This window comes from Empedobacter sp. UBA7252 (genome assembly GCF_002472765.1).
GTDB classification, from domain to species: domain Bacteria; phylum Bacteroidota; class Bacteroidia; order Flavobacteriales; family Weeksellaceae; genus Empedobacter; species Empedobacter falsenii_B.
In genome coordinates this window covers 1-14,337 of record NZ_DKSQ01000090.1, presented here as the reverse complement: position 1 = coordinate 14,337, position 14,337 = coordinate 1, and the positions used below count along the sequence as shown (strand labels likewise).

Sequence of the window (14,337 nt, the reverse complement as noted above, 5' to 3'; positions counted from 1 at the left end):
CATTTCTTTTAAAATTTCTGTATGTTGCATAGATAGCCACGAATTACTTTCATCAAATTTATTGGTAACCCAAAGTTCAGGAAGTTCTCCTGTAGATTCTGCAATTTGCCAACCTAATTTTGAATCTAAAAATCCTTGAGGAACCTTTGTTTGAATAGGTTTCTTTTTGAAGTTTTTGTAATTAAGCTTCATATCTTTTTTCCATTCAATTACAGATTGAGCTTGAAGAGAATGATAACAGAAAAGAGTAATTATAAAAAAGAATATTGATTTATTCATCAGATAATCAGGGTGTTGATTTTAAATGTTTTCTAACAAATCAAGTCTCATCCCATGAGAACCTTTTATCAAAATATTTTGAGTTTTGATTGGATTTTCTTTCAAACATTCTTCAAAGGCAACACGGTTTTCAAATTTTTGTACTTTTGGATTATTCGTAATTGTTTCACCAAAATTATGTCCTAGAATAAAAATTTGATCAAAATCTAAACTTTCAGCTAAATCTAAAATACGTTGATGCTCAGATTTTGATTCTTCTCCAAGCTCGAACATATCACCAANNCAATAATAACTGTTTTAGAACCTTCAAATTTTGCAAAATTATTTAACGAAGCTTCCATACTACTTGGGTTTGCGTTGTAAGCATCCATCACAATTTTGTAATTTTCTTTATTGATAATTTGTGAACGATTATTTGATGGAAAATAATTTTCGATTCCTTGTTGAATAGTTTTAGCATTAATCCCGAAATGTTGTCCAATTGCAATTGCACACGAAATATTGCTAAAATTATAGTTTCCTGTTAAATGAGATTGAATTTTTAAATCTTGGTATTTAACCGCCAAATATTCAGTTTCATTTTCTATCAATTCGATTTGAACATTAGCATTATGTTGATCAGAAAATGTAATTCGGTTAATATCTTCAGTTTTTTCAACTTGAATAGAATCATTAAAATTGACAAAAGCAGTTTTGTTATTTGCTCTCAAAAAATCATATAACTCAGATTTTCCTTTAATCACACCTTCAATTCCTCTGAAACCTTCTAAATGTGCTTTACCAAAATTGGTGATATACCCATAATCTGGTTGAGAAATTGAAGCTAATAACTCGATTTCTTTTTGATGATTAGCACCCATTTCTATCACGGCAATTTCTGTGTTTTCTGGAATAGAAAGAATTGTCAAAGGAACTCCGATGTGATTATTCAGATTTCCGAAAGTATAATGCGTTTTGAATTTCTCTTTTAAAACAGCTGAAATCAATTCTTTTGTCGTTGTTTTACCATTAGAACCAGTCAATCCAATAAATGGTATTTTAAGATAATTACGATAAGTTTTCGCTAAATCTTGTAGAGCTTCTAAAGCATCATTAACCAAAAAAATATTTTGAGATGTATTTTCAAATTCTTTTTCGTCAACAATTGCCATTGCAGCTCCTTGATTGATTGCTTCTTGAGCGAAAGTATTTCCGTTGAAATTAGCTCCTTTTAAAGCAAAAAAGATACAATTTTGTGAGATGTTGCGTGTATCAGTCGTAACGATTTTCGATTTAAGAAATTGATCGAATATTTCTGCTGTTTTCATAATGTAAAAATAAAAAATCTCGATGAAATTAATCACCGAGATTTAAAATATTTTGAAAAGGATTATTATCCTCTACGTTTACGTTTTGATTCGAAACTACCAGAATATTCTTGTGCTACACGGAAACCAATCCAGTTTGTTGCACTTGCTTGGTGTAAATAACGTCTTTGTCCTGGATCTATCCAGTAAATAGGGTCTTTCCAAGAGCCACCTTTTACAACGCGTGTTTCATCAGAGATGTCAGAAGTACGTTTAGAAGAATCTTTTTCTAAGATTACTCGACCTTTTTCATCTACTCTAAATTTACGTTGAGGAGCGTTGTACATGTCTTCTGTCGCTTGATCAGCAGATTTACCTTCCTCGGTACGCGGTGATAAAGAAGAATTAGGGTCACCATCACGATAATTTGTTAAATCGTATTCTGTTTGTTTTTTGTAAGAACCTGGTAATCCTCTATAAACTAAACGTCCGTTGTCTAAAGTATCATATTCAACATTTGTTTCGTCATATTTTTCAAAACCACCTGCTCCGTTGTCAATTTTTGTTTTTAAAATATTTCCACGGTAGTAGTTGAAATCGTTTGCTTCTTCATCAATAATTGGACGATAAACATCAGAAACCCATTCAGCAACATTTCCTAACATTCCGTAAAGACCAAAATCATTTGAAGGATATTTACGAACATCACTTGTAATTGCAGAACCATCGTTACCAAATCCACCAATTCCAGAGTAATCTCCACGTCCTTGTTTGAAGTTGTCTAAATATTGTCCTCTTTGAGCACCTTTTGTAACTCTTAAGTTGTTTTGAGCAACATCTTTTCCTTTGTATTCGTTGTATTCACGATTTCCAGGTAAAGCTAATGCTGCGTATTCCCACTCAGCTTCTGTAGGTAAACGGAAAGGTTGCACTTCTAAAGAACTAGTAGCGCGATTCGCTTTTAAGATACGGGTATTTTGTGTTTTGATTTGATTCGCTCTCATAATTTTCGTCGAATCAATCGCTTCGTTTACATTTGTATCACCTAACTTATATTGCTCAGCACTAAATGTCTTATTTCCGTAATTATATTCTTCATTAGCATAGTAATCTTTTGATAAGATTCCTTTGTTCATCAAGGCTTTTTCGTTTGCGCGGTCTGTTAACCAATCACAATAGTTAACAGCTTGTAACCAAGAAATACCAACTACTGGATAATAGCTGAATTCTGGTGAAAATAAATAATTTTCTGTAGAGAAGTCATCACGAGATAATTGATTATTGAAAACCGTTTCATCTGGTAATGCTCCATTATAAATATCCCTGTATTGTGTGTCTTCTGGTGGGAAAACAACTTTTAACCAAGTTAAATATTCTCTATATTCGTAGTTTGTAACCTCAGTTTCACCAATAAAGAAAGATTTCACTTGCATACGAACAGGAGAATTATTCCAATCGTGTAACACGTCATCTTTCGTAATTCCCATCGTAAAAGATCCACCTTCGATGAAAACCATTCCAGGCCAAGCTTTGATGTTTTCTTTCTTTTTACCTGAAAAAAACCAACCTTTACTATCGTTTGGTTTCCATCCTGTACGACTTGTGAAATTTTTTGTTCCACCTCCTTTTTTCTTTCCTGAACTGCTTGCACAACCCATGAATACACTCATAGTAACAGCTGCAAGAGCAAGAGAAAAAATACGTCCTTTATTCATTTTCATAGAATATTTCTGGTTTTCGAAAATTAAATTTAATGCAAATAAAAGCATTTGACATTAATCTTACAACGAAAAAATGCTTTATTTCTTGTATCAAACGTAAGAATTATTTTTTTATTTTACGATTGAAAATATATTTGTCAAAATAGCGTTATTCAGACATGAAGAAATATTTTATTTTAGTTGCAACCTTGCTTCAATTTCCTCAATTGTTTAGTCAAAATTACAAAATAAATTGGGAGAATAATCAAACAATTTCTTTAACGAATGGAAATACGGTAAATGTGCCGTTTTTCTCGAATAAAGACAATTATTTTGTTGGAGGATATTTTCTTCCAGAATTTGTCGTTGAGTTAAATTCTACAAATCAAGAAGTTGAATTGTCAAATGTGCAATTTAAAGAAGTACAGAACGAATTGGCTGATTTGAACACCTTTTCGATTACAGATAAAATTAATTTTTCTTCATACAATATTATCGATAAAAATGGTCAGCAAAAATTAATTGTTAAAGTTGTGCCATTTGTCAAACAAAATAATAAAATTTTAAAAATAGAATCTTTTTCAATTGTTCCGAAATCAGCGCAATCTCGAAAAATATCTTCTCGAAAATTAATTGATAATTCGACTACAAGTGTTTTGAAAACGGGAGATTGGTACAAAATAAAAGTCTCGAAAGATGGAGTTTTTAAATTAGATAAAAGTTTCTTTACTAAAAATGGAATTCCGACCAATTTTAACCCAAAATCGCTAAAAATCTATGGAAATGGAGAAGGGCGTTTGATGGAGAATTTAACGGAAGATAGAACTGGAGCTTTGAATGAAATTCCAATAAAATTTGTTGGAGGTGAAGATGGAAGTTTTGATAGTAATGATTACGCGTTGTTTTATGCGAAAGGTCCGCATCAGTGGTACAGAAATAATACGACAACGTTGAAAGATGCAAAAGTTCGCTATAATTTGTATGATGATTTTGCTTATTATTTTATCAGTTTTAATGGAGAAGATGGCAAAAGAGTAGGAGAACAGGCGCTTACAGCAAGTCCTATAAAAACTTTTTCTACTTTTGATAATTTACAATTTCATGAAAAAGATTCGATTAACTTAAATGGTCTTGGGCAAATTTGGGTTGGAGAAAATATTGGTTTAAATGGAGGTTTCAAGAAAACGTTCAAAGCGAATGCTGTAAATGGTGGAGAAGCATATTTGCGTTATGCGGTGGTTGGAAAAAATGCAAACAATACATCATATAGCGTTAATTTAAATGGACAAACTTTTACTCATTCTTTAGGAAACTCTTTATTTGATAGAAATATTCAAGATAAAACAGTTTCATTAGGTTCAAATTCTATCGATATTGCGGTTTCTTCTAGCGGAACCAATCCTTCTGGATTAGCTTATTTGGATTATTTACAATTGCGTTTCAAAGATGGTTTAACATATAGCAATGAGCAATTCACTTTTCAGTTTTTAGAAGATATTAATAATGGAAGTGTGAATGCTTTTTCATTGAATAATGCTGCAAATGTTTCTGTTTGGAATGTTTCTGATATTCATTTAATTTCTTCAATTGTTCCGCAAAGTAATTTGTATAAGTTTAGCACAAATCATCTGAATCAGTTTGTCGCATTCAAGGATGAAAATGCTTTTACAGATGCAAAATATGTAGGGAAAGTAGCAAATCAAGATATTCGTAGTTTAACCGATATTAATTATATAATTGTCACGCATCCAAAATATTTGGATCAAGCTACTCGCTTGGCGAATTTTAGAAAAGAACATGATAAGATAAATGTTGCAGTTGTAACAACGGAACAAGTTTACAACGATTTTTCTTCTGGAAGTCAAGATCCTATTGCGATTCGTGATTTCTTTAAATTCTTAAAAGATAGATCAAGTCCAAATTTAGAATATGGTGTTTTGTTTGGAGCAACAACCTATGATCCAAAAAATAGAGTAAAGGATTTTACAAATTATCTTCCAACTTTTACAGACGAACCTTCTCTTGATATTGATGGTGCGATTGCAACGGATGATTATTTTGCAATGTTAAATGATAATGTAAAAATGTTATCGAATAGCGTAGACGGAATTTATAGTTACGATGCCAATTGGTTTGAAATAGCTGTAGGACGAATTTCTGCTTCTAATTCTACTGAGGCAAAGATTTTGGTTGATAAAATAGTTTCATATTACGATAAAGTTCAAGGAAAAGGGACTTCCTATGGCGATTGGCGAACAAAAATTGTTGCAGTTACTGATAATGATAATAATGTAAATACTCCAGGCTTAAATGCCAAAATTGATACTGAATTTTCTAAACCTGAGAATCAAATTTATACGATTAATAAAATATATTCGGGAGCTCATCAACCTGAAAGTACTTCTGCCGGAGTTAGATATCCAACCGTAAATCAAGCAATTTTGAATGGAATCGAGTTAGGTTCAAACTTCTTGATGTATTACGGTCATGGAGGTCCTCGTAGTTGGGCACAAGAGCGAATTATTACAGCAGAAGAATTAACAAATTTATCCAATTTTAATGCAGCTTATTCACGTTTACCTATCGTAACAACTGTGACTTGTGATTTTACAATTTGGGATTTACCGCAATATAATTCTGCCGGAGAAGCTATGTTGAAAAACGCAAATGGAGGAGCCTTGTCTATGATAACAACCAATCGTCCAATTGGAACAGGTTACGGAGATTCGATGAATAATTTTTTGATCGAACAGTTTTTCAAGAAAGTTGGAATAGAAAATCAAACAATTGGTAAAGCGCTTAATGAAGCAAAATTAAATTATTCTCCAAAACATCCAAATAACAAAAGTGTAAGTATTCTTGGAGATCCGATGTTAGTAATTCATCGTCCACAACAAGATATTGAAATATTAAGCATCAAAAATAAAAAAGATGTAGATGCTCTTGCTGGTGGTAAAATGCAATCATTAGATTTTATAACGATTACAGGTAAAGTAAATCAATTATCTAATAATTCTATTGATAATAATTTCAATGGGAAAATTGCGATTAGCTTGTATGAAAAACCTGAAACGAAAACCATTTTATCGGAGTCTGATTGGGCTGGAAAAACTTTCGAAACAGAAAATAAAACAATTTATAAAGGAATAGGAAAAGTTGAAAAAGGTGAGTTTACGATTCAATTTTATGTTCCGAAAGATATCAATTATGAGCTAGGAAATCGTAAAATAAAATTTTATGCTTGGGATGAGAAAGATGGTAAAGATGCATCGACTTTAAAAACAATTACGATTGAAGGAATTAATGAAGAAGGATTAAATGATGATGAACGTCCGCAAGGAAAATTATATATGAATAATCTTCATTTTGCGAATGGAGGAATTACAGATCGTTCGCCTTATTTGGTTGGTTGTTTAACGGATAATTCAGGCATTAATGCAACTGGATCGAGTATTGGACACGATATTGTTGCAACGCTTGATGGAAAAGTGCAAGATGCTTATGTGTTGAATGAATATTATGATGGAGGTGATGCAAACCCATGTATCAATAAGAATTTTGAAGATTATCAGAAAGGACAAGTAATGTATCAATTGAAAAATCTTGAACTTGGTCAACATACTGTGAATTTAAAATTTTGGGATATCAACAATAATTCGAATACTGTAACGTTAGACTTTGTAGTAATGGAAAATGGAACAGGACAATTACATATCGATAAATTGCTAAACTGGCCAAATCCATTTACAAAGAATACGTTTTTCCATTTTGAACATAATTGTGATTCTGAGTTAGATGTAATGGTTCAGATATTTACAATTTCCGGAAAATTAGTCAAAACGATTCGAAAAACTGTGTCGGCAGAACCTTTTAGAGAAGGATATCGAACAGGTAAATATGCGATAGAATGGGATGGTTTGGACGATTTTGGCGATAAAATTGGGAAAGGTGTTTATATTTACAAGGTCAATGTGAAAGGTGTTGATGATACAGTTTGTAAAGGATCAGCCGCAGCAGTTGAAAAACTTGTCATTTTAAAATAATAGAAAAATAAAAATATAATCAATATAACACGAATGAAAAAAATTACCGCAAGCTTATTGATTTTAGCATCGGCTTTTACCTATGCTCAAGATACAGGAAGTAATAATACAGATAAAGATTATACAAAATCAAATCCAATTTTAACGGGAGCTCCATTCTTAAAAATTTCGCCTGATGCACGTGCAGGTGGTTTAGGAGATCAAGGTGTTGCGACATCGGCGGATAACTATTCTCAGTATTGGAATGCTGCTAAATTTGCTTTTGCACCAGATTACTCTGGAGTAGCGTTCACCTATACGCCATATATGGGATCATTGGTGAATGATGTTTTCTTATTAAATGCAACTTATTACACTTTCTTAGGACAAGATGAGCGTAGTACATTAGGAGCAAGTATCTATTATTTCAATATGGGCGAAATTAAGTTAAATAGCTTAAATGCAGCTACTGGACAAATTCAAGAAGATGGTACGGCAAAGCCTAATGAGTTCTCAATCGACTTATCATATGGTTTACGTTTAACAGATAATTACTCGATGGCGGTAACTGGTCGTTTCATTCGTTCCGATTTATCTAATGGAGTAAGCGATGGTACAGTTCAGCCAGCAAATACATTTGCAGTTGATTTAGCAGGTTATTATCAATCAGAAACAATGGATACCAACAATTTTGAAGGTAAATTACGTGGAGGTTTCCAAATCTCTAATATTGGTCCAAAATTAGATTATTCAAATTCAGAAGATAACGCATCTTATTTACCAACAACATTACGTTTAGGAGTTGGTTATGATTTTAAATTTGATGATTACAATAAAGTAGGTATCACAACAGAGTTTTCTAAATTGTTAGTTCCTACACCTCAATATGAATATGATGAAGAAGGGAATATAACAAATAGTTACATCCCAAATAAAGGTGTAATGGAAGGTATCTTTAGTTCTTTTGGTGATGCACCAGGAGGAGGAAAAGAGGAGTTAAAAGAAATTATGTATTCTGTAGGTGCAGAGTATTCTTATAATGATGCTTTATTTATTCGTGCTGGTTATTTCCACGAAAGTCCAATGAAAGGAGATCGTCAACACTTGACATTAGGTTTAGGACTTAAATACAATTCGTTTGCATTTAATGCATCTTATTTAATTCCAATGTCAGATACAAACAATGCTTTAGAAAATACATTACGTTTCGGTATTGCTTGGAATTTTGGTGGAGAAACACAAAATAGCTACGATTACTAGAAATCGTTAAGATTAAGTTATAATTGGTTAACCTTTTGGTTAGCCTTTTTTTATTTATTAACTTAAATCAAGTTTGAAATTAATAGTTAAAACTAATTTTACATCAATTAAAAAACTAAACTTATTATGTCTAACGTTGGATTAATTTTAGAAGAAAAAGCTGCTGATATAGGAAATTTTTTGGTAGGTAGGTTATTACCATTTCGTCAAAAAAGACATGTCGGACCATTTGTATTTATCGACCATATGGGACCAACAAAGCTGAAAGATTATCAAAATCTTGATGTTGGACCGCACCCACATATTGGTTTATCAACTTTGACTTATTTATTTGAAGGAGCGATTATGCATCGCGATAGTTTGGGAACTGAATTAGAAATTCAGCCTGGAGCTGTGAATTGGATGACTGCTGGTAAAGGTGTTGTGCATTCTGAACGAACTCCCGAATATTTACGAACAACTGAAAAAACATAGCATGGTTTACAAATTTGGGTGGCTTTGCCAAAAGAATTAGAAAATATGGAGCCAAGTTTTGTTCACGTTGAAGCAGATAAATTACCAAATTGGTCAAACGAAAATGCAGATTATAAATTGATTGCTGGTAAGTTTGGTGAACATACTTCTGGCGTACCTGTTTATTCTCCTTTATATTTTATTGAGATTAAAGCTAAAAATGATTTCAAAGTTTCATTAGGAAAAGATTTGTATGGAGAATCTGCTTTGTATGTATTAGAAGGTTCTATCAAAGATGGAGGAGAAACATATGGAACAAAACAATTATTAGTAGCGAAAGAAGCTACTTTGTGTGAGTTCGAAATTGCGGCTGGTTCTACCGTTTATATTTTTGGAGGAGAAGAATTACCAGAAGAACATTTTATCTTTTGGAATTTTGTAAGTTCTTCAAGAGAAACGATTGAAACGGCGAAGGAAGATTGGATTAATCATCGTTTTCCTAAAGTTCCTGGAGATGACGATTACGTTCCGATTCCGCAAACTCAACAAAAATCTAAAATAAAAGAAAACGAAAAATAAATTGATAATGAGTGATATTAATGTAACATCAACTTCGACAGATAAAAATTATATTTCGAATATTAAAACTGGGAAACACGAATTTAATGTAGATGAACCTTTAGATAAAGGAGGTTTGGATACAGCTGCAAAACCAAGCGAATTGTTGGGAGCTGCGTTAGCTTCTTGTACTTCGATTACATTGCAAATGTATATGAATCACAAAGAATTTGCTTACAAAAAAGTTGAGGTAGATGTCAATTTTGATATGATTACAACTGAGCCAATTACTTTTCAACGTCATGTTATCATAGAAGGCGATTTCGATGAAAAGCAACGAACAAGATTATTGAAAGTTGCAAATTCTTGTCCTGTGCACAAAGTATTAGAAAAAGGTCACGAGATAGAAACAACGATAGAGTTTATTTAATAAAAAAATCCACTTCATCTGAAGTGGATTTTTTTATCTTAATATTTTATCTAGCTAATCCTGGTTGGATATCCCGAAATTCCTTCGATTACAATTTTCGGATTACGTTTCAATAAAACAATTAATTGTCTTAATTTTTCTGCGTTATAATCTTCATTAAACATATCATCGTGCATTAAAATTACCAAATGATTTTTTTCGAATGTTTTATTTTGATCCAAACGATGTACAATTCCTTCGTATATTTTTTCAGGCGAAGAAAGTTGATGATTTGCAGATTTTTTTCCACTTCTTTCCCATTCATAATCCCAACCGTAAATATAATATTGATTTTTAGCCAATAAATCAGCTGCTGGAATTGCATTTTTTACTGGATCGTCTTTTTTACGTTTGTTCAAACGCCATGTGTTACGCGCAGGCAAACGCACCCAACGAGAATGTATATCTAATACCACCTCATTTTTGCGAATATCTTCGTAAACATTTTCTGGAACACTGTAAAAAGCTTTGTATTTGTTGCGAGCATGCGAAAAAGTATGGTTAGCAATTTCTACATTTGGATTAGCTTTATAATCTTCTACATGTTGTTTCAAATCTTTTGTAAAAGCATTAAAACCAACTAAGAAAACCGTTCCTTTTACATTTTCTTCGGTTAATATTTTATTGATATTTTTGCTTCCTTTGTAAGGCCCATCATCAAAAGTTAGGTAAACATATTGTTTTGTCGAATCAATAGGATTTTGCTTTTCTTCTTTTGCAATAGTATCTAATTGCAAAGCTGATGAGTCAATTTTTACTGTATAAATAGAATCAACATCATTCTGCAAAATCTCTTTTGGCTCAGAAGAAGTTGTTGTTTGATTTTGAATTGGATTATTTGCGTTTTTACAAGAAAAAACAAAAAGTAAAGTTCCAATTGCTAGAAAGCTTTTTAGATGTTTGTTGATAGTGAACATTGATTGTTTAGGTTTTGTGCGAAATTAATAATTTAATCTGATTTGAAATGTTAAATGATTGATGTTATTTATCAGATTATTAAGTATTTACGGTTTTTAATTGTTGTAAATATTGCTTAACAACTTGAATTACACCATCTTCATCGTTAGAAGGCGCTTTAAAATTCGCTATTTCTTTTACATTTTGATGCGCATTTTCCATTGCAAAACTATATTTTGCCAAATGTAACATCTCCAAATCATTCATAAAATCCCCAAAAACAATGATTTCTTCAGAAGAAATATCCAATTTATTCATCAAAGCTTGTAATGCAACTCCTTTGTTCGATTTTTTATTCATAACATCTAACCAAACTTCGCCAGAAACCACAACTTTTAATCCATATTTTTCAAAATCAACTAATTTTGGAAATACATTAAATTCTGTTCCATCAGCGTGATTTACTGCAATTTTAATAAATTGTTCATTTTCGATTTTAGTTAAATCATCAACCCATATATTTTTGTCGTAATAATTTTTAAAATATTCTAAAAAAGTTTCATCTTTCGATTCCACATAAGCGGCATTTTTGCCAGCCAAAACGATATTTGCGCCTTCTATTTTACGCACTTCTTCTACGATTTCTTTTACAATAGACCAATCCAATTCGTCAACAAAAATTTCTTCACCTTTGTAGGTAACATAGGTTCCGTTTTCAGCAATAATTGCCAATTCATCTTTTATATTTTCAAAATAAGAAATGATACTATAGTATTGACGACCACTTGCAGGCACAAATGTGATGTTGTTTTCTTTTAATTCTTCGTAAATTTTATTGAATTCTGGACTTAATGAATGATCAGAACGCAACAGAGTTCCGTCCATATCTGTCACGATTAATTTTATATTTTGCATTGATTTTTCTTAAATAAAAAGGTCTCATAATTGAGACCTCAAAGTTAGTTATAAATTTTTGGTTTGTTCTTCTTCGTTGTTCACGTGCTTAGAATTTTATAAAAAAATAAGAAAATTGTTCAATAGTGTAACTTTTTCTCCATGATATTATCGAGTAGTTTAAGTATTATTCAATATAAGTTTGTGTAGAGGAGTGACAAAAAAGAAGTTAATGTAAAGAAACACCTAAAAAAGCTAATCAAAAAGAGTATAAACCACAATTTTATGCGTTTAAAAAATATAGAAAAAGAATCGAAATCTTATTCTCTCAGCTCTGTGATCAGTTTATGATTAGACCGAAATTGTGCCAAAACTTTCGGTGGTTTTAAAACCATAATTTTAGCCAAAATTACAACTTTAACCACTATTCAATATCTAAATAATTTATGTTTAATAGAAATAGAAATAGTAATAAGCAAAAAATTAATCTTGTCGAATAATGCTCGAAGGGTATTAAATAATGTTTGTTTACATGTTATAATGTTATTTTATAATTAATGAACCCGTTTTAATTTTATCAATAAACCTGTCATTTCGAGTGGAATTCTGAAAGAATTTTGTATCGAGAAAAAGGTTTTTGAAGATAAAATTCTATTCTTGATACAATTTTTTTCAGCCTATCCTGAGTTTATCAAAGGGTTCAACAGGCTTTATAAGTCCTTTTTTTATTGGTCAATCTTAAAACATTCATTATTTAGTAGAATAATATTTGTTTCGTTTAGCTCTTTTCTATTTTGCCCTATAAAATTTTTTAATTTTTCGGCAGTGTCCACAAGTTCAAGGCAAACTGGATTTTTTTTAGATGGAATTTCTGAAATATTGAAACTTATCTTATCGTTGTCTAAATAACCAGCTTTTGCAATAAAAATATTGGCTTGTTCAATATTCATTTCTTTCGCTTTCTTTAAAAGTAATTGTCCCAAATTGTTGCTCCAAAGTCGTTGCCAAAAAGATTGTCCTTTGACTGTTTGTCCGTAGCCAAAATAAATTCTCATTACGTTTATATTGTTTGTATTCATATTCACAATTTTAAAGTTCATTTAATCTTTTTCCTTCGTGGTTCGAAAATCTTTTGTGCTTTGGTTCGCCAACCATTTGTTTGTTGTAAATGCTGTTATGTCCTGAAACTAAATATGCAACTACACAAGCAATTGCAACATACACTCCGCAATCAGCACCAAAAAGTTCAATTGCCATAATGCTACAAGCTAATGGCGTATTCGTTGCTCCTGCAAAAACGGCAACAAATCCCATTCCTGCTAAAAGTGCTGTTGGCAATGGAATGAAATAACTTAATGCGTTACCTAAAGTTGCCCCAATGAAAAACAGTGGAGTAACTTCTCCACCTTTAAAACTTGCTGCCAATGTGATGATGGTAAAAATCATTTTCAAGGCAAAATCATACATAGGTAATTGTTCTTCAAAGGACTGAACAATTGTAGGAATACCTAAGCCAATGTATTTTGTTGTGCCTATTGCCCAAACTGCAAGAGCAACAATAACACCGCCTTTCAAAGGTCGGAAAGGTGGATACTCAATTTTTGATTTGAAAATAGAACTTGCCTTATGTATTGTTTTACTAAATGTTGCTGAGCATAATCCAAAAATAATTCCTGCAATGATTGCGTAAATGATATTTAAAAAAGAGATGTCGGGAACAAAATTGATGTAGTAATGAGTATGGTGTGTTTGCCAAAGTTTCGTAACTAAGTCTGCGAAAATAGCGGCTGCAAATGCGGGAAAAATAGCATCGTATTTTAATCGTCCGATTAAAAACACTTCTAAACCGAAAATTGCACCTGCCAATGGTGTACCAAATACAGACCCAAAACCTGCGGAAATGGCTGAAATGATTAAAATTTTTCGCTCGCTTTCAGAAAGTCGGAAAGGTTTACTGAATTGGTCGGCAATTGCACCCGCCATTTGTAGAGCTGTTCCCTCACGCCCTGCCGAACCACCGAATAAATGTGTTACCACGGTTCCGATATAAACAAACGGAGCCATACGGAAGGGAATAATTTGTTTAGGGTCGTGAATGGTATCAAGAAGTAAATTGTTTCCTGGTTCAATGTCTTTGCCCAAATAATAATAAAGTAAGCCAATGAAAAAACCACCAATAGGCAACAATGCAATTAACCATAAATGATTTTCCCGATAATTCGTAACCCAATCCAATGATTGAAGAAAACCTGCGGAAGCACTACCAACACAAAGTCCGATAAATAAGCAAATGAATGTACATTTGAGGATGTAAGGAATAGTTGGATAACGTCTAAACAACGACCAAAGTTGTAAATTGATTTTTTTGCTGAATGATTTTTTTTGTTTTGTCTGCATAAACTACCTGATTAAATGTTAAACACTTAACTTAATCAGGCGTCATCAGCTTTTTTTATAGCGGTTGGGTAAGGAAGAACACCATTTCCTTTTTCGTCTGCTACTGTGGGTACGTCATATCC

At 32.0% G+C, this 14,337-nt stretch carries 11 protein-coding genes, 2 pseudogenes and 1 riboswitch; of the genes and pseudogenes, 5 read left to right on the top strand and 8 right to left on the bottom strand.

All coding sequences use genetic code 11. The annotated features are described in order from the left end of the window. The 4 genes from B2X73_RS13085 to gldJ all read right to left on the bottom strand — a co-directional run. On the bottom strand, positions 1-192 hold a 192-nt coding region (locus B2X73_RS13085; protein WP_291096594.1), incomplete at its 3' end, for a hypothetical protein. Between the two features lie 108 nt (positions 193-300). After that, positions 301-552: a hypothetical protein gene (locus B2X73_RS15300; RefSeq protein WP_349679908.1), complete on the bottom strand. Its 252-nt coding sequence runs from the start codon at positions 550-552 to the stop codon at positions 301-303. Further along, positions 504-1,586 carry a UDP-N-acetylmuramoyl-tripeptide--D-alanyl-D-alanine ligase gene (locus tag B2X73_RS13080; RefSeq protein WP_349679907.1) on the bottom strand — a complete coding sequence of 361 codons (1,083 nt, stop codon included), beginning with the start codon at positions 1,584-1,586 and terminating at the stop codon, positions 504-506. Before B2X73_RS13080 ends, B2X73_RS15300 begins: the two co-directional genes overlap by 49 nt. Positions 1,587-1,651: 65 nt before the next feature. Then, on the bottom strand, positions 1,652-3,280 hold the full coding sequence (gene gldJ / locus B2X73_RS13075; RefSeq protein ID WP_221855963.1) for a gliding motility lipoprotein GldJ: 1,629 nt from the start codon (positions 3,278-3,280) through the stop codon (positions 1,652-1,654). Positions 3,281-3,444: 164 nt separating this feature from the next. Here gldJ and porU point away from each other — a divergent pair, with 164 nt between their 5' ends. The 4 genes and pseudogenes from porU to B2X73_RS13055 all read left to right on the top strand — a co-directional run bounded on the left by porU (position 3,445) and on the right by B2X73_RS13055 (position 9,988). Next, positions 3,445-7,308, top strand: coding sequence for a type IX secretion system sortase PorU (gene porU, locus B2X73_RS13070; protein WP_291096592.1), 3,864 nt, complete (start codon positions 3,445-3,447; stop codon positions 7,306-7,308). A 33-nt stretch (positions 7,309-7,341) separates the two neighbouring features. Further along, positions 7,342-8,547 carry a type IX secretion system outer membrane channel protein PorV gene (porV, locus tag B2X73_RS13065; protein ID WP_291089357.1) on the top strand — a complete coding sequence of 402 codons (1,206 nt, stop codon included), beginning with the start codon at positions 7,342-7,344 and terminating at the stop codon, positions 8,545-8,547. A gap of 126 nt (positions 8,548-8,673) precedes the next feature. Then, positions 8,674-9,579 (top strand): annotated as a pseudogene (locus tag B2X73_RS13060) (pirin family protein). A 7-nt stretch (positions 9,580-9,586) separates the two neighbouring features. After that, positions 9,587-9,988, top strand: a complete 402-nt coding sequence (locus B2X73_RS13055) for an OsmC family protein (protein ID WP_291061660.1) — start codon at positions 9,587-9,589, stop codon at positions 9,986-9,988. 50 nt (positions 9,989-10,038) lie between these two features. On the opposite strand, the gene B2X73_RS13050 is transcribed toward B2X73_RS13055, so the two are convergent. Both B2X73_RS13050 and B2X73_RS13045 read right to left on the bottom strand, forming a co-directional pair. Then, complete coding sequence (locus B2X73_RS13050; RefSeq protein WP_291096590.1) at positions 10,039-10,944, bottom strand: polysaccharide deacetylase family protein; 906 nt, start codon at positions 10,942-10,944, stop codon at positions 10,039-10,041. Between the two features lie 79 nt (positions 10,945-11,023). After that, positions 11,024-11,839, bottom strand: a complete 816-nt coding sequence (locus tag B2X73_RS13045) for an HAD family hydrolase (RefSeq protein ID WP_291096588.1) — start codon at positions 11,837-11,839, stop codon at positions 11,024-11,026. A gap of 218 nt (positions 11,840-12,057) precedes the next feature. Between B2X73_RS13045 and B2X73_RS13040 the strand changes: the two are divergent. Further along, positions 12,058-12,318, top strand: a pseudogene (locus B2X73_RS13040) (IS982 family transposase); the annotation flags it as partial. Between the two features lie 225 nt (positions 12,319-12,543). On the opposite strand, the gene B2X73_RS13035 reads toward B2X73_RS13040, so the two are convergent. Both B2X73_RS13035 and B2X73_RS13030 read right to left on the bottom strand, forming a co-directional pair. Next, a complete protein-coding gene (locus B2X73_RS13035) occupies positions 12,544-12,897 on the bottom strand; it encodes a DUF190 domain-containing protein (RefSeq protein ID WP_291096586.1) in 354 nt (117 codons plus the stop codon). 10 nt (positions 12,898-12,907) lie between these two features. After that, positions 12,908-14,215 (bottom strand): voltage-gated chloride channel family protein, encoded by a 1,308-nt coding sequence (locus B2X73_RS13030; protein WP_291096584.1) that lies wholly within the window; start codon positions 14,213-14,215, stop codon positions 12,908-12,910. Between the two features lie 29 nt (positions 14,216-14,244). Beyond that, positions 14,245-14,313: riboswitch (Fluoride riboswitch) on the bottom strand. Positions 14,314-14,337: the final 24 nt, after the last annotated feature.

What these genes read in the sequence shown, in the direction of transcription:
- B2X73_RS15300 (WP_349679908.1), bottom strand. Translation starts at nt 552, where the DNA reads ATGTTCGAGCTTGGAGAAGAATCAAAATCTGAGCATCAACGTATTTTA.
- gldJ (WP_221855963.1), bottom strand. Translation starts at nt 3,280, where the DNA reads ATGAATAAAGGACGTATTTTTTCTCTTGCTCTTGCAGCTGTTACTATG.
- porU (WP_291096592.1), top strand. Translation starts at nt 3,445, where the DNA reads ATGAAGAAATATTTTATTTTAGTTGCAACCTTGCTTCAATTTCCTCAA.
- porV (WP_291089357.1), top strand. Translation starts at nt 7,342, where the DNA reads ATGAAAAAAATTACCGCAAGCTTATTGATTTTAGCATCGGCTTTTACC.
- B2X73_RS13055 (WP_291061660.1), top strand. Translation starts at nt 9,587, where the DNA reads ATGAGTGATATTAATGTAACATCAACTTCGACAGATAAAAATTATATT.
- B2X73_RS13050 (WP_291096590.1), bottom strand. Translation starts at nt 10,944, where the DNA reads ATGTTCACTATCAACAAACATCTAAAAAGCTTTCTAGCAATTGGAACT.
- B2X73_RS13045 (WP_291096588.1), bottom strand. Translation starts at nt 11,839, where the DNA reads ATGCAAAATATAAAATTAATCGTGACAGATATGGACGGAACTCTGTTG.
- B2X73_RS13035 (WP_291096586.1), bottom strand. Translation starts at nt 12,897, where the DNA reads ATGAATACAAACAATATAAACGTAATGAGAATTTATTTTGGCTACGGA.
- B2X73_RS13030 (WP_291096584.1), bottom strand. Translation starts at nt 14,215, where the DNA reads ATGCAGACAAAACAAAAAAAATCATTCAGCAAAAAAATCAATTTACAA.